Here is a 24956-nt window from a genome sequence, read left to right as displayed (position 1 = left end):
CGCTGGTGCTGAATTTAGCACTGATCAGTGAATAGAATAATGAAATTTACCCCGAAAGAATGAAATGAAGCGTGAAGCACTAGCTGATTATTATGCGCAATGCGCTGAGAGCTTTGATGAGAAGTATCAAGAACCTGATTTAGAAGAAGACGCCTATGCGGCGGCGGAACATATCGCGGAAGCTTTGGCGGATCGTGATGTGCTTGAGCTTGGCTGTGGTACCGGATTTTGGACTCAGCATATAGCAGAATCCGCTAACTCAGTATTGGCGACTGATATCAATGAGGCGATGCTCGATCTGGCACAAGATCATGATTATCCAGAGGATAAAGTGAATTTCGCGATTGCGGACTGGCACGATTTGCAGTTACCTGCCGATCAAAAATTTAATGCTTGTTTTGCCGCTGGAATGTGGTCACATATTCGACGCGACGAGTACGATTCGGCATTTAAGAATATTCGTAAAGCCATAGGTTCGGGCGGCTTGCTGGTATTGATTGACGATAATGTGGTTGAGGATTTTACGCCGCCAACGGCGCGTACCGATAGTGATGGCAATACTTATCAAATTCGTCAATTACCTGATGGCACCCGATTGGAAGTGATTAAAAACTTCCCCACTGATAGTTATTTAAAGAAAAAATTTGCGACGATTGCGCGTGATATTCGTGTTAGCCGTAATGAATTTTTTTGGATGTTGACTTGTGTATTGAAATAAGGATTGTTGTACCAATGACCCTGCAAATCTGTACTGAAAAAATTAGAAATAAATTAGGCCAAGACAGCAGTTTGAATGCGCGGCTTAAGTTTGATTGTGGTGACGAAGGCGTGATATTTGTCGATGCGATTGTGCGTCCGCATGTCGTTGATAATCAGAGCAGAGACGCTGATTGCACAGTTAGTTTATCGCTTGACGATTTAACTGCCTTATTGGCGGGGGAATTAAATCCTGTGAATGGATTTATGAGTGGCAAACTGAAACTTGCTGGCGATATGAGTATCGCGATGCGTTTGCAAAAAGTCGTTTGAGTGCAGGTATCCTTGAGTTATCACTACCTGCCGTGAGCCAAAAAAATCAATCTGCAAATCAATTAAATCAGAACCCTGAGCCGTTCAAGATTTGTCTGCCGCAATACGACAAAGCATTTCTGTGTGCGGCGGATGATAGCCTGTTGAGCGCAGCTTTAAAACAAGGCGTGGTGCTAGCAAATTCATGTAGAAATGGGACTTGCAGAACTTGCTTATGTCGTCTGCAAAGTGGGCAAATTGAGTATCTGATTGAATGGCCGGGACTTAGTTTTGATGAGAAAGCTGATGGTTATATTCTGCCCTGTGTAGCAAAACCTGTGAGTGATCTCGTATTGCTTGATTGGGTCTTGCATCGGGATTGAGCGTCAATTCTGAAAAAAAATAAGCGATAGCTACTAGGGTTTAGTTTAATAAAAGTTATCGGTTTTGGCTTATAGCTTAGATGGTTTCGATGACTCAGATGACTTAGGGTATTTGTGTATTTTCACATGAAGTCTTGAGGCCAGTCGTTTTATTCCAGCACGGGCTATTGGTGTTCGATTGCGGTGCAGGAGTTCCTTCCGGATTAATTTTAGCGATGCTGGTATCCCACGCTTTGACGCCATTTTGATCAAGATGCAGGCGTACCGCCCAGCCTAAGGTTTGAGCTTCATTATCTAAAGCGTCCATCATAAAATTACCGATGCTATAAATGATAGGTTTGCCTTTGTAGGTTTCTGTGTCTTGAATAACGTGCGGATGCCCGCCGATCACGGCATCTGCGCCTGCATCTATCATGATGCGAGCTAATTGACGCTGACGTTGGTTGGCGGTCATTTCGTTTTCCCAGCCCCAATGCATGAACGGAATCACGATATCGGCCTTGTATTGCTGGCGTGCGGCGTTAATGTCTCTCACGACTTGCTCATCTTCACTCCATGCGACGCCTGCTTTATGGATGTTGGCTTCAAAGCTGCGCGGCATAAATTCGTTGTAGCCGAGTAGGGCGATGCGCATGCCATTTTTTTCTATGATGTGCGGGCGATGCGCTTCACTGAGATTATTTCCGCCACCAAAGTACGCCATCTTTTGTTCTTTTAGTAGCGCTAACATTTCACTAAATGCCGTTGGGCCGTAATCGCCAGAATGATTGTTGGCTAATGATATGGCATCAAAGTGTTTTTTCAGTACAGGAATGACGCGTGGATGAGCGCGAAAGGTGAAATTTTTCTCCGCCGCTTTTCCGGTAGTAGCAACGACACATTCTAAGTTAGCGATGCGGATATCGGCACTGGCGAATATTTTTTCGAACGCAGCAAATGGATCTTCTCCTTGTTCAATCGCTTTGCCGGGCAAATCGTCTAAGACGACATCGCCTACAAATAAAATGCTGACTTGTTTAGATCTCTGCACGGAGGTCTCGGATGTTTGTGCCAAGGTGGCTGTGATCGCACCAAGGGAACAATAAAATACTATGGAGATCAGATTTTTAACGATGTTCTTCATTTTTGAGCCCGGCCTAAAAAGCACTGATATTGCATTTCACGTTCTACTTCACCCGCATATAAATGATTCAAGGGGGTTAGTGCCTTCATTTTTTTGCTAATAAGAATAGGTTTGCGATAGATGGCCTGATGTATGGGTGTATCCAGTTCGCGTCCTTGCAAGTAGGCATAGAGTTTGATGTAGTCAATTTTGCTGTTTGTACCGACCATTACCGCTTTGAAACTGAAGCGACCACCAATGTCGTGCATGGGCGCAAGATACGGATCTTGAAGAAACGAAGTATCAATTGTCTGTGTAGTACCGGCATAGCTGACCTTGCAATGCAATATCGGTGATGTATGAGAGTCGTCGGCTGAAGCGGATGATTGCAAGCCAAAGCATAAAAGTAGTGTTTGGAAGATAGTAATAATCTCTCTACCAGATTTTTGAAGGGTTTGCATGTTTTCTAGCGAAGTAGGCAAATGCGCTAGTGTAGATTTGTAAGGGTAAAAAAACCAGTCTCTTTAGTTACTTAGTGGTGCAAAGAGAAGCGCAAAGAAATGAGCAAAGAAATGTTAAGCGCGATCATGCGCCGAGATAGTCGATACATTTAAATCTTCTGCGGATTAAAAATGTCCTTAAAACACGGCTAAAACACCACGAAATTTCTTACATTCAATTTAAAATTTACTTTCTTCAGAAATTGTGAGTATAATCGGGGTCATCGTTGAGATTCTAGGTAGTAGTGCAGTATCAGTCTGTCATTTCTTGCTTGGTTGAAACGATTTATCGGGCATCTGCCCACATTAACTGAAATAGGAAATTGTAATGGCAACAGGTATTGTAAAATGGTTTAATGATTCTAAAGGTTTTGGCTTCATTACTCCTGACGAAGGCGGCGAAGATTTGTTCGCACATTTCTCAGCAATCGTTTCTCAAGGCTTCAAGTCTTTGAAAGAAAACCAACGTGTTTCTTTCGACGTGACTACTGGCCCTAAAGGCAAACAAGCTTCTAACATCCAAGCGATCTAATTTGATCGCTTTGATGACTTGTTAAAGTCTGTCTAAAAAACCCGACCTCTGGTCGGGTTTTTTTTCGCCTGTACTTTATGGATTTTAGTAAGTAAAAAATTCGCATTAAGATCTGTGTCCAAGTTTCATGTCAAAGTTGTGGCTTAAGTTGTGATCTAAGTTGTTACATAAATCATTGCTCAGTAGATATTTTTTGTTGGATTGTTGAATATACCTTCACTAGCGCTGTAAAGATAACTATACTTCTTTTGAGTTAGATCAATATTGATTTGAGGCAACTACCTTATGTTTATGAGTTGTCAATCCAGCTCCTTTTTCAACCAAAAATCCAGTCGGAGACCATTTTATGTTTAATGTCACAATCAAATTCAGATTGATTGCAACCATGATGTTTATGGGGCTTATGCTCGCCATTGGCGGTGCGATGGGTATTATTGGTGTACGTAATAGCAACTCAACGATTAATGAGTTATTCACGAACCAAATGCCCTCACTCGATGCATTGAGCGATTCTCGCATTTCTTTGCTGCGTGCCAGAACGGCAATTGACCGCTCTATTGCTCATCCTGAGGCCAGCGACCATGCAGAAAATGTCAAACGTATCGAAGGATTCTTAAAGGATTCAGAAGATCGTTGGAAGTCATATACAGCGCTGCCTGCTGATGGTGAAGAAAAGCGTTTAACGACTGAAGTGCAGGCCGCAAAAGATAAGTTTTATAAAGAAGGCTTCAATCCCATGTTTGACGCAGTCAAAGCTGGGAATAAAGACGAAGCTGATCGGATCAATATGAATGTATTGGCACCATTGTTTCGTATTTATTCTGACAAAATGACTGCCTTGAATGATTTTCAGTTGAAAGCAGCAGAAGGAATGCTGAAGGAAAATCAGGCTGCATTTAAGATTTTTATGTGGGTTGATATTCTTGGTGTACTGGCAGGATTAATCGCAGTCACTATCTCCGCGTATTTCTTATTGACCGCGATTTCGCATCCATTGCAGTTCCTCCTGCAACAATTTGATGCGATTGGTAATGGTGATTTGTCGCAACAAATTAAAGCGAAGTCGAATGATGAAATGGGCCAATTACTGACGGGTTTAGAAAACATGCGTCAGAATTTGGTGCAAACCGTGACTACTGTACGTCAAGGTAGTTCGTCTATAGCGGTATCGTCCGAAGAAATCGCGAGTGGCAATATGGATCTGTCTTCGCGCACAGAAAATCAAGCGGCCAGCTTGGAAGAGACCGCTTCTTCTATGGAAGAGTTAACCTCCACTGTCCAGCAAAATGCGGATAATGCACGTCAGGCAAATACGCTTGCGTTGAAAGCTTCAAGCGTGGCGAGCAAAGGTGGTCAAGTGGTCGGTGATGTGGTGCACACAATGAATTCGATCAAAGATAGTTCTAAAAAAATTGTCGACATTATTGGAGTGATTGACGGTATCGCATTTCAAACCAATATTTTGGCCTTGAATGCCGCGGTGGAAGCCGCCCGTGCGGGCGAGCAAGGGCGAGGCTTTGCGGTCGTTGCTTCCGAAGTGCGCAGCTTGGCGCAACGTTCCGCTAGTGCGGCGAAAGAAATTAAAGAGTTGATCAATGATTCTGTGAATAAGGTTGATACAGGTTCGCGATTGGTTGATGACGCCGGACAGACTATGGATGAAATTGTCGTGTCAATCAAAGGTGTGGCAGATATTATGGCCGAGATTACCGCAGCCAGTGTTGAACAAAGTGATGGCATCGCCCAAGTGAATATCGCGATCTCAAAAATGGATGAAGCCGTTCAACAGAATGCCGCACTGGTGGAAGAAGCCGCTGCCGCTGCTGGAAGTATGCAAGATCAGGCTAATAACTTGAATCAAGCGGTCAGTATTTTCAAACTTAATGCCAATGATCGTCCTCAGCAACAAGTCTCAGAGTCCGCAGTCGTTAGCGCGCCTAAACCAGCAGCGCGCCAACCTGTGGTGAAAAAAGCGCCGGTTAAATCAATCGCGAATGATAATAGCACTTCATCTAGAGCGAGCAAGTCGGCTCAGTCAGATCAAGATTGGGAAGAGTTTTAAACCTGTCGGGTAGCGGCTTAAGCAAAAATCTAGACAGAAATTTAGCTGTGGAATTTTGCTGAAAAATCTAAGTTGGAATTTGTAATAGGCGCTAAAGCAAAAAACGGTCAAAAAAAGCAGGCAAATTAAAATGCCTGCTTTTTTTACGCCAAACTTATATGAAGTCTTTTATCGACCGCTTATTTTTTGATAGTGTCGAATTGACGATCAATTAGACTTTAGGCTGCCAGTAATTAGGTTTGCTATAAGATGCTCTTAAAAAATCGACGAAGGCGCGAATGCGTAATGGTAGGTGACGACGTTGCGCGAAGATCGCATAAATATCATTGCCAGGTGCATTGAATTCATCAAGAACGGTGACTAGTTTTCCGGTTTCAATTTCACTACCGACTTCCCACATAGAGCGCCATGCGAGGCCTTTACCAGAGAGTGCCCAGTCATGTAAAACTGCGCCGTCATTGCACACCATATTGCCTTCCACTTTGCGCAGTACATTTTTCCCATTTTCACGGAAAGTCCAACCACGCTGGCTGCCGTCACTACTGAACGTCAGGCAATTGTGCTGGTGCAGGTCATCTAGCGTGACGGGGCGGCCATGTCGCTTGAGGTAGTCTGGAGAGGCCACGACTACCCGTTTGTTATCGGCCAATTTAACACCAATCAGATTGGAGTCTGTTAGTGCGGCAATGCGTATTGCGACGTCCACACCTTCTCCAATTAAATCGACCACTCTGTCGTTCAGATTGAGCGTAAGTTTGACTTCTTTGTGTTCCGCTAAAAAATTCGGAATCAATGGCGCCACATGTTGTCGGCCAAAACCTGCGGGTGCTGAGATAGTTAATTGACCGCTAGCTTTTGCGCTACGTTCAGACACTGAAGTCTCAGCTTCTTCCAATTCCGCAAGTATGCGTTGGCAGTCTTCTAAAAAAGCCGCACCTTCTATAGTTAAAGCAATTTTTCGAGTCGTGCGTTGTAAAAGTTTAACGTCGAGTCTTTCCTCTAATGCATCCAGGCGCCTGCCTATCATGGCGGGGGCGACCCCCTCAGCGCGTGCAGCCGCTGACAAACTGCCTCGTGTTGCTACCTCAGCAAAAGTCGAAATCTGTTTAAATTGATCCATGTATATCTCCAGCAGAGTGATTTTTAGTGCTATCTCCGCGCTATTTTTTTTGAAAGCACTGTTTTATATAGATTTGAACGATTTTGGTGATCATTTTTTGTTCGACACACCTATATCGCTTGAGTTTGAAATAGCTTTCATCTTTTGATAAATAGTAACTAATTATTTACATATATTTGGCCACTTGCAACTAAAATGCAAAAATACTGTGATAAAACGAGGCATTATGTATACAAGAATGTTGAATATACTTGGATTCAAGTATTCAATTTCTTCTTTATTGGCTATGTTTTTTTTATTTTATTAAATAAATTTTGAATAAATGAATAAATTATTCATTTCTACTGCTAGAAATAAAGCTTTAAGAATAAATTGTGCGCTGCAATGATTGAACCGATTTTTTACGTATTTTTTGATAATTTTTTTGAGTGAGGTAGCAATGTCACAAATTACTTTACCTGAGGGTATAAAAATTACTGGTGCGATCAAGCCAGAGTTTGAGCAAATTTTAACGACAGAAGCTTTGCAACTGGTGTGCAAATTGAGCCGTCAGTTCGAAAATCGTCGTCAAGAGCTACTGGCCTTACGTGTAGCGAGAGCGGCTCGCATGGATGCTGGCGAGCGACCAGATTTTCTTGCCGAAACTGCGCACATTCGTAATGGTGATTGGACGATTGCACCGATCCCCAAAGCCTTGGAATGCCGTCGTGTTGAAATCACCGGTCCCGTTGAACGTAAGATGATTATCAATGCCTTGAATTCTGGCGCTGATAGTTATATGACGGATTTTGAAGATTCCAATACACCCAATTGGGATAATCAAATCATAGGACAGATCAATTTACGTGATGCCGTGCGTCGTACGATTAGTCTTGAACAAAATGGTAAGAGTTATCAATTGAATGACAAGATCGCGACTTTGGTTGTGCGACCACGCGGTTGGCATTTGGATGAAAAACACGTGTTGGTCGATGGACAACGAGTATCTGGCGGCATCTTTGATTTTGCTTTGTTCATGTTCCATAACGCCAAGGAGCAAATTGCACGTGGTGCTGGGCCATTCTTCTATTTGCCTAAGATGGAGTCGCATCTAGAAGCACGCTTGTGGAATGATATTTTTGTAATGACACAAAATGAACTTGGCTTACCACAAGGGACGATTAAAGCCACCGTGCTAATTGAAACCATCGTCGCGGCTTTTGAGATGGATGAAATTTTGTATGAGCTGCGTGAGCATAGTTCTGGTTTGAACGCAGGCCGTTGGGATTATATTTTTTCTTGCATCAAGAAGTTTAAAAGCGACGCAGATTTTTGTCTGGCGGATCGTGCCAAAGTAACGATGACTGCGCCATTCATGCGTTCTTATGCCTTGCTATTATTGAAGACTTGCCACCAACGTAATGCACCAGCAATTGGCGGGATGGCAGCTTTAATTCCAATTAAAAACAATCCAGAAAAGAACGAGCTCGCGATGGCGGGTGTGCGTAACGATAAGGCGCGTGATGCGACCGATGGTTACGATGGTGGTTGGGTGGCGCATCCAGGTTTGGTTGATTTGGCGATGGCAGAATTTAAGAAAGTGTTAGGCGATGCACCAAATCAAATTACGAAAAAACGTCCTGACGTTGTTGTGAGTGCGCAAGACTTGCTTAACTTCCAACCAGAAACACCGATCACCGAACCAGGATTGCGTTACAATATTAATGTTGGTATTCATTATCTTGGCGCATGGCTAGCGGGTAATGGTTGTGTGCCAATTCATAACTTGATGGAAGACGCAGCAACTGCCGAAATTAGTCGTTCGCAAGTGTGGCAATGGATACGTTCTGCAAAAGGCGTGTTAGAAGATGGTCGTAAAATTACGGTACCAATGGTGCGCGAGATGATTGTGGAAGAATTAGTGAAGGTGAAGCAGTCAGTCGGTGACGGTGAGACTTACGACAGAGCCGCGCAGATTTTCGAAGAAATGTCGACTTCGACAGAGTTTGCAGAATTTTTGACTTTGCCTTTGTATGAAGAAATTTAAGTAGTGATGTGAGGAGACTGCGCCGACAAGATTGGTTAGATTCTAGTACGGTGCTGTAAATTGGCAGAATCAATGGGAGGTCGGTAATTGTCACAAGCGCTCAGATTACTCAGATTGATTCAATTACCCAACAAAAAGGCGAGCCTAGTTCATATTAGGCTCGCTTTTAATTTTAAAAGGCAGTACTAGGTCTACTCGGTTGGCGGTACATAACCTTGCGCCGCATCTGCGCCGTCACCAAAGAAATGTTTTTCCATTTGTGTTGCCAAATACTTGCGGGCACGAGTGTCTGCCAGATTCAAACGGTTTTCATTGACCAACATGGTTTGATGTTTCAACCAAGCAGCCCAAGCTTCTTTGGAAACATTTTCAAAAATCTTTTTACCCAATTCACCTGGATAAGTTGGTAAGTCTAAGCCTTCAGCTTCTTTATCTAATTTAATGCAGTGGACCATGCGGGCCATAATTACTACTCCTTCAATGATTCAAATTCTAGGGGGTAAGCCTTGATTATACGTTTGATTCTTAAATCAGGTTGCCAAGCATGTTTATAGTTGCTTGATTAAGACCAAGGATTTACGCTGCCAGTTGTACATTTTTTGTCTGTCTTTCGGCAAATCGTCGACCGTCGCTTGGACAAAACCGCGTTTCAAGAACCAATGAGCAGTGCGTGTCGTCAACACAAACAGAGAGTGAAAACCCGCACGACGCGCACGTTTTTCCATGTGTTTTAAAATGCGCTCGCCATCTCCTTGGCTTTGTACGTCGGGATTGACGGTTAAGCACGCCATTTCGCCCATTTTGTCGAAAGGGAAGGGGTAAAGCGCTGCGCAACCAAAGATTACGCCGTCATGTTCGATGACCGAGAAGTAATTAATTTCACGTTCAATTAATTCACGTCCGCGTTTGACCAAGGTGCCATCTGCTTCAAGCGGTTCGATCAATTTAATAATGCCACCCACATCTTCAATTGTCGCTTCTCGCAAGCTTTCGAGGTTTTCGGTAGAAACCATGGTGCCGACGCCATCATGCGTGAACAATTCAAGCAGGGCTGAGCCATCAATTTTATAGGGCACGATATGAATACGTGGCACGCCTCCACGTGAAGCTTTGACTGCGTGTTCTAGATAGAAACTTGAATCGGAAGGTAAATATTGTTTTTCTAACTCTATCTCCGCTTGTTTGTACGATAATTCACGAATCTCATCACCATCTTGATCGACCATCATCGGTGTCTCGGAGATAAAGATGAGTTTATCCGCACGCAAAGCCGTTGCTGCCGAGACGGCAACATCTTCCATCGTCAAATTAAATGCTTCGCCTGTTGGCGAAAACCCCAGTGGTGATAACAACACCAAACTGCCAGCATCCAAGATGCGGTCGATGGTGTCATAGGCCACTTTACGGGTTGTTCCCGTCAGCTGAAAATCAACCCCATCGACGATTCCGATCGGTTTGGCTGTAACAAAATTGCCAGAAATAATCCGTATCGCAGAGTGTGCCATGGGCGTATTTGGCAAACCTTGGCTGAATGCTGCTTCAATATCTAAGCGCAATTCGCCTGCGGCTTCTTTTGAGCACTCAAGCGCAGCGGTATCGGTAATTCGTATGCCGTTATGAAAACGACCTTCGACATTACGCAGTGCCAACTGCTCGGCGACCTGTGGACGTGAGCCATGCACGATCACGATTTTGATTCCAAGAGCGTGCAGTAGCGACAAATCCTGCGCCAAAACAGGCAGGGCGCCAGCCACCACGAGTTCTCCCGGAAAGGCAACCACAAAGGTCTTTCCACGGAAGGCATGAATATACGGTGCGACTGAGCGCAGCCAATGAACGAATTGAACAGAATTTTCCATGGACGGATTATAATCGCGTCCGCTATGTCTGATAATAAAACTCCCCAAAAATCACCAAAAAAAATGCCTGTAGACTTGAAGGCTTTGCGTGACAGCCTGCGTCAAGCGGCACAACAACAAGTCAAACCCGCTGGATTTCCTAAAAAGGATAAGCAAGCCAAGTCTGCTGCACCCCAAAGTCATTCAGGAAGTGGTGTTAAAAACACTAGTCAGTCAGGAAATTCGTCGTCGCAGCCAGCCACGCATAAGCATCAGCAAGCGAAGTCTGCACAAGCAAAGAAGTCAGAGACTCGACCAGAGCCTAGTCTGCCATTTCGCAATCCGCCACCGGTAATTACTTATCCGGAAGAATTACCTGTCTCGGGCAGACGTGATGAAATCGCCGAAGCGCTTAAAAAACATCAAGTCATCATTGTTTGCGGCGAAACAGGTTCGGGTAAAACCACGCAGTTGCCGAAGATTTGCTTGGAGTTGGGGCGTGGACAAAAGGGTTTGATCGGACATACACAACCGCGTCGTATCGCGGCATCATCGACTGCAAAACGCATCGCGCAGGAATTGAATTCACCGCTAGGCGAACATGTCGGGTTTAAAGTCCGATTCACCGATACTCTGACCAAGGGCGCATCCGTCAAACTGATGACCGACGGTATCTTGCTGGCAGAAACCCAGACCGATCCACTGTTACGTCAATACGACACTGTCATCATCGATGAAGCGCATGAACGCAGTTTGAATATCGATTTCTTGCTCGGCTATCTCAAACAAATTCTGCCCAAACGCCGCGATCTTAAAGTTATCATTACTTCAGCGACGATCGATGCGCAACGCTTCGCCAATCATTTTGGTGAGCACGGTAAAGCGGCACCGGTTATTGAAGTATCAGGCCGTTTGTATCCAGTGGAAGTGCGCTATCGTCCGATACAAGCCGATGAAAAAGATAAAGAACGTGATCTGATGGTGGCGATCACCGATGCAGTTGATGAATTATGTCGATTAGGCTCGGGCGACGTTTTGGTGTTTTTGCCGGGTGAACGTGAAATTCGCGATGCCGCCGAAGCGCTGCGTAAACATCATCCACCGCATGTAGAAATTCTGCCTTTGTTTGCCCGACTGTCGGCGCAAGAACAAGAACGTGTGTTTAAAATTTCCAATGCTCGGCGTATCGTGTTAGCGACCAATGTGGCGGAAACCTCGCTGACCGTGCCAGGCATACGCTATGTGGTCGATGCAGGTTTGGCACGTGTCAAACGCTATAGTTATCGTAATAAAGTCGAGCAATTACAAGTCGAATCGATTGCACAATCTGCCGCCAATCAGCGCGCGGGTCGATGTGGTCGTGTGGCTGCAGGTGTGTGTATTCGACTGTATGACGAGCAAGAGTTCAAACAACGTGCCGCGTTCACCGAACCCGAAATTTTGCGTTCATCATTGGCATCGGTCATTTTGCGAATGAAGTCTTTACGCCTGACGGATGTTGAAACTTTCCCATTCATCGAACCACCTTTGGGACGCGCTATCGCCGACGGTTACCAACTCTTGCAAGAGCTGGGCGCGATGGATGACAGCAATCAGCTAACTGCGGTTGGTAAAGAACTCGCTAAGTTGCCACTTGATCCGCGCGTAGGGCGGATGATTTTGGCGGCACGTGATAATCAAGCGTTGAGCGAAGTCTTGATTATTGCTGCGGCTTTATCGGTGCAAGATCCGCGTGATAGACCGATGGATGCACAAAGCGCAGCCGATCTAGCGCACAAAAAATTTGCGGATGAAAAGTCAGAATTCACGTCTTATCTCAAAATATGGAAATGGTTTGAAGACGCGATTGAACACAAAAAAACCAATCGTCAATTACAAGACAATTGCCGCAGCAATTTCTTAAGCCAAATGCGTTTGCGCGAATGGCGCGAAGTGCATTCGCAATTACTAACCATCGTCAAAGAGCAGGGGTGGCGCGTCAATGAGGCGCCAGCCACTTATGAGCAATTACATCTTTCCTTGTTGACGGGTTTGCTAGGCAATATCGGTTTTAAATCGGAAGAAGATGCACATTATTTAGGCGCACGCGGCATCAAGTTTTATGTTTGGCCAGGTTCTTACTTGGCGAAAAAGGCCGGTAAATGGATCATGGCCGCTGAATTAGTCGATACCACACGTTTGTACGGTCGCTGCCTCGCACAGATACCACCAGAGTGGCTAGAAAAAGTCGGTGGGCATTTACTTAAAAAATCTTACGGTGAACCACGTTGGGAAAAACGTACAGGACAAGTCTCTGGCTTTGAACGCGCGACTTTGTATGGCTTGGTGGTGTACAGCCAAAGACGCATACAATACGGTTTAACGCATCCCAAAGAAGCTCGTGAGATTTTTATTCGCGATGCACTAGTCGAAGGTGATTTCGATACGCGTGCACCGTTCTTAGCATTCAATCAAAAACTGATACGTGAGATTGAAAACATCGAACACAAATCACGTCGACAAGACGTGTTAGTCGATGATCATTTGATCGCCGCGTTCTACGATAAACATCTACCAGCCGATGTCTACAACGCGGTCTTGTTTGAGCAATGGCATAAAGAAGCGACAAAGGGAAATCCTAAATTACTCTACTTGAATAAAGACGAGTTGATGCGGCATGAAGCGGCGGGCGTTACCACCGACTTCTTTCCTAAGCTCATGCAAGTTTCCGGTGTGGGTTTGCAACTGTCGTATCACTTCGAGCCGGGTAGTCCGCGTGATGGTGTGACACTATGGATTCCTTTGTTCTCCTTAAATCAAGTTTCCGCCGAGCGTTGCGAATGGTTAGTGCCAGGCATGCTCAAAGAAAAAGTACAGCTATTACTCAAATCACTGCCACAAAAAATCCGCCGTCATTGCGTTCCTTTACCAGATTACGCAGCAGGATTTTGTGAGCGTAATGAATTCGGTAAAGGCAATTTCTTAGAAACCTTGATCGCCGACATTCGTGAACAAAAAGGTTTGCAATGCCTGAGCACGGATTTTAAATTTGAACAATTGCCCGCGCATCTGACGATGAATTTTAAAATCATCGACGAACACGGACGCCAATTAGAAATGGGGCGCAATCTAGCCACGCTACGCGCCGAATTCGGCTCACAAGCGCGTGAGAGTTTTCAAAAGATTGCCAGTGCCGATAAATTGGCGCTATTAGACAACGGTAATAAGTCGAGTAAGGAATCCGACCTTAACCGTCATTCCCGCGAAAGCGGGAATCCATTGTCGTCAAGTTCAGCAAACACTGCAAGCAAATCAGAAACAAAAGCCCCAGCTATCCAACAAGAAAACCTAAAGGAAAATCTAACTGCGTGGACCTTCGACGAACTCCCAGAACTACTCGAAGTCCAACAAGGCAAGCAAACCTTAATCGGTTACCCAGCCTTAGTCGATAAACAAACGCATTGCCACATCGAAGTCTTCGACGACCCTGACGAAGCTGCACGCGTACATCACGTGGGCTTACGTCGTTTGTTCGCCTTGCAGATGAAAGAGCAAGTCAAGTTCTTAGAAAAAAATATCCCAGGCTTGCAGCAAATGGGCATGCAATTTATGTCGCTAGGTTCACAGGAAGAGTTGCGCGAACAAATCGTCACGACAGCCTTAGATCGTGCTTTCATGCAGTCGCCACTACCGAAAAATTCTGGCGAGTTTAATAAACGGCGCGATGAAGGCAAAGCCAGACTCAATCTACTAGCCAACGAAATCGCGCGTTTAGCAGGCTTAATTTTGGCGGAATATTACAGCCTACCGAAGAAGCTACAAGGCCTCAAAGCCCACGCGCAAGCGGCAGCCGACATGCAACAACAATTGCAAAACCTAGTCACCAAACGCTTCATCGCCGAAGTCGATTTCGCCCAGTTAGCGCATTATCCACGTTACCTCAAAGCGATCACGGTGCGCATGGATAAACTCCGCGCCGATCCTGCACGTGATGCGAAGCTGATGGCAGAGTGGAACATCGTCGCGCAGCCATGGCAACGTACGCCGCGTCGATCCGGTGTGGATGCGGATCCTAAGTTGATTGAGTTTCGTTGGTTGTTAGAGGAGTTGCGGGTGTCTTTGTTTGCGCAGGAGTTGAAGACGCCTATGCCGGTGTCGGTTAAGAGATTGCAGAAGGTTTGGGAGAGTTTGTTGAGGTGAACTTAATGAAGGAATTTTATGACTATTCCAGAAAATAGCATAGACAATTTTTGTGCTTGCTTTATTGATTTACTAGGACAAAAAAAAGCACTGCAGGGACAAAACATTTTGCCAAAAGAAAAGAATTGTGCAGATTTTGAAAAATTTAAACAGTCATATTTAAAATCAATTGACCCTATTATTCGGTTGCAAAATAGTGCAAGCGTTTTATTGAGATCAAGAATAGATGAGTTCGGTATAAAAGAATTTTTGACCGAAGAAGATGTTTTAATTTACGAAAAAATGCATGCCCAACCGAAACAGCAACGGTGGTCAGATGGTTTGGTTTTGTATCATTCTCTAGCACAAGGGCAATCGGAGTGCCCTATGAACGCCATTAAAGGAATTTTTATTGCTGCTGGAATTATGTGCTTTGCCGGCCTATCTTACGGTGAACCTATTCGTGGCGGCTTAGAGGTTTCGTGGGGAGTCGAACTTCATGAAAGAGAGCTATACGGTGCCATCGTTGCAAATAGCTATGAACTTGAAACAAAGGCAGGATATCCACGAATAGTGATTGGTCATCATGCCGTTGAGTATTTAAGAGCGTTGAGTAAACATAGATCAGAAAGTAAGTTAGATGATTATCAAATTCAATTGGCAAATAGCTGTTTGAAATTAATTGCTGTTGATGAAGATGGACTTTTTATTTTAGATTATTTGTGCCCTGACTTTATAAGCAACTTCGATTTCGATCTTATGAATGACTTTTACAACGATTCTATTAAATTTATTGATCGATCATACGAAGAATTTATTGTGAATGAAGATACCAAGTTGAGTGAGAGATACGCTTGGCTCAAGCGCTATTTCGAGAGAAATTCTACTAGCTTTGAAAAGAAAACTAAGTAGCTAAGTGATTAGGGAAATTTTTTTGTCCACTCAAGAACAGTCAATTTTATTCGCGCGCAAGTCACCGATTTTTATCCATGTATTTACCCGCAAACATGCTCATCGTTCACAGGTCGGTGGTAGACCGACAGCTACTAACTTTCTTTGCTTCGCCAAAGAAAGTAAGCAAAGAAAGGCGACCACGCTGCCACTGGCCTTCGGCTTCCCAATTGAGCAAGACAAAAAATGGGAAAGCTTCGAAACTCGCCTGCGGCTCAAACAACGAAGCTTTCTTTATCCATTTTCTGTCCTGCACAATTGGCAGTGTCAGAAGTGGATGAAGTTCAAAAGCAAAGTCAAAAGCAACGGCAACACCAAAACAATCAGGATCGACGGACGCACATTTTTCTAATACTGGTTGCAGGTCGTTGTTTTTGTTTTGGTTTTGGGCTCTGTTTTTGACTTTGACCTCCCCCCGTTTGAGACGATGTAATTTGTGCTTCACAGAAAATGGATAAGAAAGTGTTGTTGTCTGAGCGAAGCGAGTTTCAACACTTTCCCATTTTTTGTGATGCACAAATTATGCTGAAGCGTAGCGTAAGCACCCGCAGGGCGAGTCTACGGTCGCCTTTTTTGGATTACCTTTTTTGGCGAAGCAAAAAAGGTAATTGGCTGTCGGGCCACACCCGACCTGTGAACGTCATCAACGCGAGCTAGTAATTTCAGCTTAGTCTATATGAACTTCACTTTTACTTTTAACGTACCCCAAGACGTTTTGTATTGCTCACAGATCGTGCTCTTTGTGGGCTACTTGCTGGTGCGGCATCACTATTGACTTTAAACACGCTGACCAATTGTGTTAAGTGATCTGCCTGTTCTTGCATGGCTGCGGCTGCTGCGGCAGCTTGTTCTACTAACGCAGCATTTTGCTGGGTGACGTTGTCCATTTCGGCGATTGCTTGATTGACTTGTTCGATTCCGGTGGTTTGTTCATCTGAGGCAGCGGTAATCTCGGCCATGATGTTGGTGACGTGTTGTATGCTCTCGACGATTTCTTTCATAGTGCCACCCGCTTGATCTACTAGCGATGAGCCATGTCGTACATTTTCTACTGAGTTATTGATTAACTCTTTAATCTCTTTGGCGGCGCTGGCGGAACGTTGTGCCAGACTCCTGACTTCGGACGCGACGACGGCGAAGCCCCGGCCTTGTTCTCCTGCGCGCGCTGCTTCTACTGCGGCGTTGAGTGCCAAAATATTGGTTTGAAATGCGATGCCGTCAATGACAGAAATAATATCGACAATTTTTTGCGAGGAGGCGTTGATAGTGCCCATGGTGGCCACGACTTCTGAAACTACCGCGCCCCCTTTGATTGCGATGCTGGAGGCTGACATCGCTAGTTGATTGGCTTGTTGTGCACTATCGGCGTTTTGTTTTACCGTGTTGGTTAGCTCTACCATGGAGGCTGCGGTTTCTTCCAAGGAGCTCGCTTGTGATTCCGTGCGTGATGATAGATCCATATTGCCTGAGGCGATCTCTTTGGAGGAAACCAAGATTGCATCAGTGCTGTGGCGTACCTGACTAATAATTTGGCTAATGCTATCGCGCATTGTTTGTATTGAGTGCAGGAGACTGCTCTTATCATTCCTATCGAGATCAATGTCAATCGTTAGATCGCCGCCAGCGATGTGGCTGGTAATGTCTGCCGCATAATTGGGTTCGCCGCCTAGTTGTTTGAGTAAACCGCGCGCCACGATAAAGCCAAAGCTAAACAAAATCAGGCCTAATAAAATCGCACCGGCAGCTACTTTGACGAGTTGCTTGTAAATGGTGGCATCAACGGTGTCGATATAGACACCCGATCCTATAACCCATCCCCAAGGACTAAAGCCTTTGACGTAAGATACTTTTTGTACTGGTTGTTCATTGCCTGGTTTGGCCCACATATAAAATACGTAGCCCGCACCTTGTGCTTTGACGACCTGCACAAATTCGTTAAACAGAAATTTACCGTTTGGGTCTTTGTTGCTTGATAAGTCAGTGCCGTCTAATGCAGGTTTGATTGGGTGCATGACCATGTAGGGACGCATATCATTGATCCAAAGGTAGTCACCATCGCCGTATCGTAGGCTCTTGACCGCACTCATTGCCGCTAGTTTGGCATCGGCTTCACTGATTTTCGATTGCGTCGCTAAACTGTAATAATGCGCAACCAAAGTATGGGCAGTCTCTACCGTTTGTTTGACGCTATTTTTGCGCTCGTCAAGTATTAAAGCACGTTCAGAAAAAAGAAATGAGGTTGTCAGTACGACGATGCCGATAATAGCGCTGAGTATCAATAAGCCCAGACGTTTTGCGATGTTGATATTGTGTAGGCTAGAGAATGTGAACATGTGGGTCTCCTTTGTTATTGCGCGTTATTGCATTTAGTTGTTCTTAATTGCAGTAGCTCAGAGTACCTTGCGAGCAAAACTAGATATTCGCTGGGTCTCGTTATTTTTGCAGGGATGTTGACGTTACATGTCGATAGCGACTCACACAGGATACACCTGAGTAAACATTTTCAACAGGAAATTATTGGCGCTGCGTGTCTTTTGTTACACGGCGGTTTTGGCGGCGTTTGTTATTTGCGTGTGGGGGCGAGAATACCCAAAGATGAGACTAAACTCGGAGAACAATTACCAGTTTGTCTTATTTCGGTTGGCTGCCCAAAGTGCATTACTACCTAGCGCATCGAGATGTACTTCATCGGTGGTCATGAAAATAAAATTACTACCTACACGACCACGATAGACGGTTTTTGCGTTTGCGATTTTTCTGGTCGCGGCGGCGAAGTTCCATGCGTCTTGCATCGTGCATGTTACCGTTTTGCTGGTGAATGATGGATGTTGCTGGGCTAGTCCCCATTTTTTTGCAAGTTTGGCGTGTTTGCAGAGTGCTGCTGGAACTGAGTCATTTGCCCATGCCCAGGTGAATGTGCCTGCGACTTCGTCGTAACTGCCGATAGTTTGAAAATGTGCGGTACCAGTTTGATCTTTATCGAATTTGAACATGATGACGCCAGCGCTGAGGTCTGCCGTCCAGCCTTTTTCTTTACCGTGTTTCCAACTGCTAGCGTGTTGGCGATGTTGTGCCACCATTTCTTCAAATGCCGTTGTGATGAAGCTCGCGCTGCTTTCCGCAGTAGCACTTGAAGTTGACCGCCCAAAAATACGGTTCAAGAATTGAGTGAATTTATTCATGAGGCTGATAAAAAAGTCAATTAAATCAAATGTTTATGTCTTGGCAATGGATTTGATTTAAGAAAGTTGCATTATAGCATCCTAAATTTTTCGTGGAATTTTGCTTGTTTTGGGTTTGTTTTTGAAGGCGGTACTCAAAGAGGAGAGCGTATATTTTTGACCGTGTTTCGAGGCAGCGTGAGCTTCTCAGCGATGATGTCGTGAGTGTCGTTCAGCTTTATTTGAAGATAGACTGATCGCTAGTTTGGTTTTTGAAACTGACTAGCGATCTGTTTTAAAATTTCAATCTGAAATTTGCTTTATTTAGTCCATGTACGGCAAACATGATAAGGCTAGCGTAAAGTAAAGCCGCCAACATGCCAGCGCTGCCTTCGAATGATCGCAAAGGCGAGCGTAAGCCGCTTAGGCTGAGTAGGGATTCGATCACGAATGGTAATAAGTAGCAGATCAAAGGATTGATTGCAGCAGGTTTGACTAGGCGCATCCACGCTTCTACGCGTTTGAGATCGATCAGCCAGTATAAAAAGCTAAATATGCTAATGCAAATTGCCGCAGAGTAGAAACACCACGATGGCGTCGCGTATATTTTAGAAATTTTAAATTCAGGTCTTAATAGCGCAGCGGTGGCGATCAATGCGAGAGTCAGTCCCATCGCGCGTAAGAATCGATTAGCTTGCGACAGCCGTTCATCTTCTTCAAAGAAAATTAAACTGCAAAGTAGACCACATAGCACGATAGAACTGTGCGCCGCGTGGGCATCCCAACTTAAGACAAATTGCAATAAGCGACTATTCTGTGCCGCTGCAACTATAGATGTTTGATGCGTCAATATATAGATGGCTGTACAAATGGCGATCGACAACAATAGTAAAGCCTGTTTGCCTTGGCAGAGCTGATATATGACGCAAGAAATCAAGTATGCCCATCCGATCAGGCCTAGAATGCCCCACCAATGCGGCAACATACTTTGGTTGCCATCGACACCACCGCGATAATTTAATGCAAGGAAGATCAGCATTATCACGCCTGTGCTGGTCAGCACATAATTCAAGACGGACTGTTTGAATTGGTAGACGCCCCAGATCAGCATAAACGCGATGTACGAGAGCAAAGCCCATAATTGAATTGGTATGGACATGGAGGCTTGATGATAGCCCTCTTCGGCATTCACCATAAAAACTCCCATAATGATCAATGCTAAAGCGCGCATGAGGGTATGTAAATTAAGCTTAAATCGAGTTTCGCCTTTGCTGATGCGATGATTGATTCCAAATGGAATCGACATGCCAACAATAAATAAGAATGCGGGGAATACGATATCTGGAAAACTCATGGCATCTGCCGAGGCGGGCATGTGTTTGAGCCATGCTGAAATGCCCGTCACACTGGCGAGTTCATTGACGATAATCATCATCAGAAAAGTGATACCGCGAAATGCATCAATAGAAATGATTCTTTGATTCTTAAGACGATTAATAGGTGTTAACATAAAAAGCGAACTTTCTGAAAGCTATTCTGAGAGCTAAACAAGTTGAAACGAGGTCGTGACTATTGCTGGATATGCGGGTCGATGGGAGAGCGACTGAGAGTCATCCATCTGTCGAATAATGCCGTCTGGAAATTTACGCTGCTTAATTGGAAACAGCAATGCATAGAACTACTTTGAGACATAGGTAAATTTACTTACTCCGAAGAATAGACATTTCAATTGAAATTGAATTAAGGCACACTGCGCTGCATGGCATGTTTGTTGTGCTTGATCGTCGATCACGCTTAATGTTCGCCGTTGCGGACTACGTTAAATTACTTTTTTTGCTTTAAGTTATCTTCAATGACTACTTTATGGATAGTGTAAATTTCAAACTTTGGTGTCGTAGTGTTGGTCGCAGTTTTTGCCGTTATTGGATGTACCTTATGGCGACGCTATTGTGCTGTATCTCACTGCATGCACGGGCGGTAGAGTTGAATATTTGGGTGATGTCCACCACCGCGCAGCCTCAGCAAGATATGCGTGAAATATTGCGCCCGTATTTAGCCTTGAATCCCAACTTAAGGGTCAACGTCACGGTGCTCAATTGGGAAAGTGCGTGGGCAAGAATTAGCGCTGCGGCAGAATCTGGACAAGGACCTGATTTGCTCGAGCTGGGTAGTACGTGGGTCGCGGCTATTTCGGCCAAAGATGCGTTAGAACCGATTAGTCAGTCACAGCAAAATGAGGTCGGTGGTGAAGCTGCGTTTTTCCCTGCATCGTGGGTAACGACGCATAGACACAATCAGGGCAAGGTCTATGCGATCCCTTGGTACGCGGGAGCACGGGTTGCGTTTTATCGTACCGATTTGTTTAAACGGGCGGGCATTAATCCTAGCGATGCATTTGCCAACTGGAGTAGTTTTAAGCAGGCGATGCAGAAGATTAATGGCATCAATTTTGAAGGGAAAAAAGTCGCCGCTTTGGGCTATCCCGGTAAAAGTGATTCAGATATTTTGCATAATCTAGCGCCTTGGATCTGGAATGCCGGCGGTGATTTTCTCAGTCCGGATCGTAAATCGGCCAGCATAAATTCTCCAGAAACCTTGCAAGCTATCAGTTATTACACCAGTTTTGCCGATGAAGGCTTGGTGCCTCGCTCTGCATTGGAAAAAGATTCTGTGCAAATTGAATCGGGATTTTTTGCCAATCAATATGCCGTGATCTTCAGTGGGCCTTGGGTTTTAAAAATGTTGAATACACCGAAAGCGAAGGGCGGGCAATTGGAAACCGCGACGGCGAAAAATTTTGCTGTGGCATCTTATCCCGCAGGTATCAAGGGTAATCAAACTTTCTTTTCAGGTTCAGATTTGGCGTTGATGAAATCATCCAAAAACAAAGATGAAGCATGGAAATTATTAAAGTATTTGGTATCACGTCCAGCGCAGGTTAAATTTAGTCAATTGTCAGGTATGTTACCGGCGCGCCTAGATGCAGCGAACGATCCTTCCTTGTTGCGAGAGCCGCATTATGCGGAATTTATTCAGCAAGTAAAATTAGGGCGACACTATCCAGTGGTAGCCGCTTGGGGACAATTAGAGACGGTGTTTCGTAGTCACATCGCTAAAATCGTCACATCCATAAATGCCATGAATACCTTAGATGCTGCGGATAGCGCGCAAAGAAAGGGACAAAAAGATATGCATAGCGCGCTCGCGATTAAGCGAAATCTTGAGCAAGCGTCCAATCAGGCAAATGCTATTCTGGCCAATGAACGTTGAACATGGTTGGGTTCACATCGTTGGGTTCACATGGTCGGGTTCAATTACATAGGAGTGTGAGTGTTAGCAAGTGTATGAGGCCATTCTATTGCCATAAACTTGGCGGAATATCGCGTAGTTTGGCGGCTAACTCCATGCTGGTGCGAACGTTTAATTTTTGACAGATATGCAGGCGATGTGCTTCCACTGTCTTGGGGCTGATCGCCAGATGATCTGCGATCTGCTTGCCTAAATAGCCTGCGACGATTTCGGTGAGAACCATACGTTCTCTTTGAGTTAATTCTGCAATTTCTTTCAGCAAGTCGGCTTGGGTTAAATAGTTGCTGCGCGCGGCTTCGTCCGTGGCCAATGCTCGACTGATGGCATCGAGCAGACTGCGGTGGTCGGCGGGTTTTTCTAGAAAATCAACGGCACCTTGTTTTAGGACGCGCACGACTAAGGGGATATCACCGTGTCCACTCAGAAAAACTACTGGCGGCAGATAACTGTTATGGAGTTTACTGCGCCGTATTAATTCATCGAATAATTCCAAACCATTGGTTTCAGGAATACGAACATCGATTAGCAGACAATTAAATTGATCAGGGCTAACGCTGTCTAAAAAATCTTTGGCTCGCTCGAACTCACGCGTACCCCAATCTCGTGTTTCCAAGAGCATCACCAGTGAGCCGCGCACACTTGGGTCGTCGTCAATGATGGCGATCTGTGGCGTTTTATGCTGGGTGCCGCGCTGAGTATCATTCTGCGTATCGTGCTGAGGAAACGGGACTGCTGCGCTGGTTTTGTCTGTCGATATCATAAATTTACCGTGGAAGTAGCTTGCATTATGGTGGAGGGCGCTGCTTGTATTGAATTTGGTGAAGTAATGGGGACTGCGGTATTTAGTGTTTTGGTCGATGAGGTACTTTGTGCATTTAATGGCAGGCGAAAGCTAAATGTTGCGCCACCATTCGTATTATTTTCAGCCCAGATTTTGCCACCATGATTTTCGACTACGGTTCTACAGACAGCTAGGCCTAATCCCATGCCTTCCGACTTGGTGGTATAGAACGCTTGAAATAATTTGTCGATTTCAAATATGCCTGTGCCTTGGTCAGTGATGCTGATGGTGACGTAAAGAGGATCTTGTGTAACGACGATTTTGAGTTGCGCTTCCATCCTAGCAGAAGCAGGGGTATTAGTAGTATCTGAAAACTCCATGGCTTCTAAGGCATTGCGTAAAAGGTTAAACAAAACCTGTTTTAACATGACAGCATCACAGTTAAGCAGTAGCTCTTGAATGTTGGAATCTAACTGTATTTGTATTTGTTGACGTTTGGCCTGAACTTCTACCAGTTCTATCGACTCGTTGATCAGATGAGGTAGTGAATACGGCTCGTGCGGTGCTGCACTTTTCTGTATCAGGCTGCGCATACTACGCATAATTTTTCCAGCGCGACGTGATTCCTCCCCCATTTTTTCTATAGCTTGCCGGATTTTGGCTGACTGTATTTGTTCTGTCTGGAGTAGGCATTCGGCAGCAGCCGCATAGTTGGCAATGGCTGCTAAGGGTTGATTGAGTTCATGCGCCATGCCGGAGGCAAATTCCGCCAAACTAGAGAGACGTGCGGTATGTTGTATTAGTTCATCACGCTCACGCACGGCTTGATGCGTGGCTTGGCGTTCTTTTATCCAGCGCCGTAGTACGCGTAATAGCCAGATGATCAGTAAGCCAAACAGCAGTACCGCAAAGGCCAAGGAAAATAACAAGGTATCAAAATTCTGAGTTGCACGTATGCTGGTTTTTAGCGATAAACCGGTATTGGCAGGTCCAAAATCAAGTCGATTAATTTCCTTACTGTGCGAAATAATGCCACCTTCGCTGGGGGACAATTGCTTATCATTTTTATCGACCAGACTGAGGTCGTATCGCTGCACAAACCACCAAGGCACTTCTTGAGTCAACAATTTATCCAAGTCATAGGTGACTAATATGGTGCTTTCATTCATCGCCTCATTCGGGTTGGGAATTGCCAACACCCACAGCGGCGCGAATTGCTCTATGACTTTGCTATAGGCGATATTTTTAAGATCGCGGCTTTGGCTAATCGCCTCTTTTACCAGCGGGTCATTGAGTGGCGGTAAATTGCTAGGGCGTTGTTCATAGTCAGGTAAGCCCATGATGCGTTGCTGACGTTGATCGATGAATTCGACGGCCAATATCGCATGATTTTCTTTGACTAAATTATCGACTCTGTGCAGAAATTCTTCGCGCGAACTGGTGGAAGTAAAATTTAAATCCAGTGCCCAGTTTTGCAGCATGACTTGATGCGCTTCTAACTTATTGGTAATGAATTGTTCCATCCACAGTAGGTCAAGTGAGGACTGGCGAGCCGTGGCTGCTCGTTTTTCTGCGTACCATAACCAACCTAGTGTACTCGACACAAACAGCCCAACCGTGAGGAATAGCATCATGCCTATCCAGGTCCAGCGATTGTTGAATAAACTAGGTCTTGCAAATCGCATTTTTCTCTCGGTCTTTTTGATGGCTACTTGGGTGCTTGGTTGATGAATATTTTGTTGAAAAGATGAGTCCATTAATGTAGCGCGTTCTTAGTCATTCGTGAGTTGGTTCCAGCAGAAAATAATGGATGTGCTTTGATGGATGTTGTTTCTTGAGGTAAGTGCCGCCATGTGCATACTTGTCGAAAAAGTGAATAGAAAAAAACGGCAAACTTCTAAACGAAATTTGCCGTGTAAAGCCAGTTCGACATACAGTCTCAGTTCTTTTTAAAACTGGTGTAACTTATCCAGTTTTCTTGCTGGTGCAGTGGGGGAGACTCAGCAATGGAACTAATTGGTACAA

General features: G+C 44.9%; 20 protein-coding genes. 9 read left to right on the top strand and 11 right to left on the bottom strand.

The annotated features are described in order from the left end of the window. Positions 1 to 64 precede the first annotated feature (64 nt). The 3 genes from ACFFJH_RS13675 to ACFFJH_RS13665 all read left to right on the top strand — a co-directional run bounded on the left by ACFFJH_RS13675 (position 65) and on the right by ACFFJH_RS13665 (position 1391). Positions 65 to 718: a class I SAM-dependent methyltransferase gene (locus ACFFJH_RS13675; RefSeq protein ID WP_390213408.1), complete on the top strand. Its 654-nt coding sequence runs from the start codon at positions 65 to 67 to the stop codon at positions 716 to 718. A gap of 14 nt (positions 719 to 732) precedes the next feature. After that, complete coding sequence (locus ACFFJH_RS13670; protein WP_390213407.1) at positions 733 to 1029, top strand: SCP2 sterol-binding domain-containing protein; 297 nt, start codon at positions 733 to 735, stop codon at positions 1027 to 1029. Positions 1030 to 1118: 89 nt separating this feature from the next. Then, positions 1119 to 1391 (top strand): 2Fe-2S iron-sulfur cluster-binding protein, encoded by a 273-nt coding sequence (locus tag ACFFJH_RS13665; RefSeq protein WP_390213633.1) that lies wholly within the window; start codon positions 1119 to 1121, stop codon positions 1389 to 1391. Positions 1392 to 1494: 103 nt separating this feature from the next. Here ACFFJH_RS13665 and ACFFJH_RS13660 read toward each other — a convergent pair whose 3' ends face one another. After that, complete coding sequence (locus ACFFJH_RS13660; protein ID WP_390213406.1) at positions 1495 to 2514, bottom strand: CapA family protein; 1020 nt, start codon at positions 2512 to 2514, stop codon at positions 1495 to 1497. Continuing rightward, entirely contained in the window at positions 2511 to 2954 is a 444-nt protein-coding gene (locus tag ACFFJH_RS13655; RefSeq protein ID WP_390213405.1) for a hypothetical protein, read from the bottom strand. The genes ACFFJH_RS13660 and ACFFJH_RS13655 overlap by 4 nt, the downstream gene beginning before the upstream one ends. A 367-nt stretch (positions 2955 to 3321) precedes the next feature. Here ACFFJH_RS13655 and ACFFJH_RS13650 point away from each other — a divergent pair, with 367 nt between their 5' ends. Both ACFFJH_RS13650 and ACFFJH_RS13645 read left to right on the top strand, forming a co-directional pair. Continuing rightward, the gene (locus tag ACFFJH_RS13650; RefSeq protein ID WP_186916917.1) at positions 3322 to 3525 is read left to right on the top strand and encodes a cold-shock protein; all 204 of its coding nucleotides are present in this window, start codon (positions 3322 to 3324) and stop codon (positions 3523 to 3525) included. Positions 3526 to 3871: 346 nt separating this feature from the next. Further along, positions 3872 to 5587 carry a methyl-accepting chemotaxis protein gene (locus ACFFJH_RS13645; protein ID WP_390213404.1) on the top strand — a complete coding sequence of 572 codons (1716 nt, stop codon included), beginning with the start codon at positions 3872 to 3874 and terminating at the stop codon, positions 5585 to 5587. Positions 5588 to 5798: 211 nt separating this feature from the next. Here the strand turns inward: ACFFJH_RS13645 and ACFFJH_RS13640 are convergent, their stop codons facing one another. Beyond that, positions 5799 to 6707 (bottom strand): LysR family transcriptional regulator, encoded by a 909-nt coding sequence (locus tag ACFFJH_RS13640; RefSeq protein WP_390213403.1) that lies wholly within the window; start codon positions 6705 to 6707, stop codon positions 5799 to 5801. Positions 6708 to 7146: 439 nt separating this feature from the next. Between ACFFJH_RS13640 and aceB the strand changes: the two genes are divergently transcribed. Then, positions 7147 to 8733, top strand: a complete 1587-nt coding sequence (aceB, locus tag ACFFJH_RS13635) for a malate synthase A (RefSeq protein WP_390213402.1) — start codon at positions 7147 to 7149, stop codon at positions 8731 to 8733. A 191-nt stretch (positions 8734 to 8924) separates the two neighbouring features. On the opposite strand, the gene ACFFJH_RS13630 is transcribed toward aceB, so the two are convergent. Beyond that, on the bottom strand, positions 8925 to 9197 hold the full coding sequence (locus tag ACFFJH_RS13630) for an oxidative damage protection protein (RefSeq protein WP_390213400.1): 273 nt from the start codon (positions 9195 to 9197) through the stop codon (positions 8925 to 8927). Between the two features lie 84 nt (positions 9198 to 9281). After that, positions 9282 to 10592 carry an amino-acid N-acetyltransferase gene (gene argA / locus ACFFJH_RS13625; RefSeq protein WP_390213399.1) on the bottom strand — a complete coding sequence of 437 codons (1311 nt, stop codon included), beginning with the start codon at positions 10590 to 10592 and terminating at the stop codon, positions 9282 to 9284. Positions 10593 to 10655: 63 nt separating this feature from the next. Here argA and hrpA point away from each other — a divergent pair, with 63 nt between their 5' ends. Beyond that, the gene (gene hrpA / locus ACFFJH_RS13620) at positions 10656 to 14750 is read left to right on the top strand and encodes an ATP-dependent RNA helicase HrpA (RefSeq protein ID WP_446697468.1); all 4095 of its coding nucleotides are present in this window, start codon (positions 10656 to 10658) and stop codon (positions 14748 to 14750) included. An 18-nt stretch (positions 14751 to 14768) separates the two neighbouring features. Further along, positions 14769 to 15641 (top strand): hypothetical protein, encoded by an 873-nt coding sequence (locus ACFFJH_RS13615; protein WP_390213395.1) that lies wholly within the window; start codon positions 14769 to 14771, stop codon positions 15639 to 15641. 106 nt (positions 15642 to 15747) lie between these two features. Here ACFFJH_RS13615 and ACFFJH_RS13610 read toward each other — a convergent pair whose 3' ends face one another. The 4 genes from ACFFJH_RS13610 to ACFFJH_RS13595 all read right to left on the bottom strand — a co-directional run bounded on the left by ACFFJH_RS13610 (position 15748) and on the right by ACFFJH_RS13595 (position 20351). After that, the gene (locus ACFFJH_RS13610) at positions 15748 to 16197 is read right to left on the bottom strand and encodes a hypothetical protein (RefSeq protein ID WP_390213394.1); all 450 of its coding nucleotides are present in this window, start codon (positions 16195 to 16197) and stop codon (positions 15748 to 15750) included. A gap of 178 nt (positions 16198 to 16375) precedes the next feature. Further along, the gene (locus ACFFJH_RS13605) at positions 16376 to 18013 is read right to left on the bottom strand and encodes a methyl-accepting chemotaxis protein (protein ID WP_390213393.1); all 1638 of its coding nucleotides are present in this window, start codon (positions 18011 to 18013) and stop codon (positions 16376 to 16378) included. A gap of 285 nt (positions 18014 to 18298) precedes the next feature. Beyond that, positions 18299 to 18862, bottom strand: coding sequence for a DUF6882 domain-containing protein (locus ACFFJH_RS13600; protein ID WP_390213392.1), 564 nt, complete (start codon positions 18860 to 18862; stop codon positions 18299 to 18301). Between the two features lie 274 nt (positions 18863 to 19136). After that, entirely contained in the window at positions 19137 to 20351 is a 1215-nt protein-coding gene (locus tag ACFFJH_RS13595; RefSeq protein ID WP_390213390.1) for a DUF5009 domain-containing protein, read from the bottom strand. A 353-nt stretch (positions 20352 to 20704) separates the two neighbouring features. Between ACFFJH_RS13595 and ACFFJH_RS13590 the strand changes: the two genes are divergently transcribed. Then, positions 20705 to 22111, top strand: coding sequence for a sugar ABC transporter substrate-binding protein (locus ACFFJH_RS13590; protein ID WP_390213389.1), 1407 nt, complete (start codon positions 20705 to 20707; stop codon positions 22109 to 22111). Between the two features lie 85 nt (positions 22112 to 22196). Here the strand turns inward: ACFFJH_RS13590 and ACFFJH_RS13585 are convergent, their stop codons facing one another. Continuing rightward, positions 22197 to 22910 carry a response regulator transcription factor gene (locus ACFFJH_RS13585; protein ID WP_390213388.1) on the bottom strand — a complete coding sequence of 238 codons (714 nt, stop codon included), beginning with the start codon at positions 22908 to 22910 and terminating at the stop codon, positions 22197 to 22199. Next, positions 22907 to 24688, bottom strand: coding sequence for a sensor histidine kinase (locus ACFFJH_RS13580; protein WP_390213387.1), 1782 nt, complete (start codon positions 24686 to 24688; stop codon positions 22907 to 22909). Before ACFFJH_RS13580 ends, ACFFJH_RS13585 begins: the two co-directional genes overlap by 4 nt. Between the last annotated feature and the right edge of the window lie 268 nt (positions 24689 to 24956).

The organism is Affinundibacterium danionis (assembly GCF_042432465.1).
GTDB lineage: Bacteria > Pseudomonadota > Gammaproteobacteria > Burkholderiales > Burkholderiaceae_D > Undibacterium > Undibacterium danionis.
The sequence above is the reverse complement of the archived record's forward strand: the minus strand, read 5'-3'. Positions and strand labels throughout refer to the sequence as shown.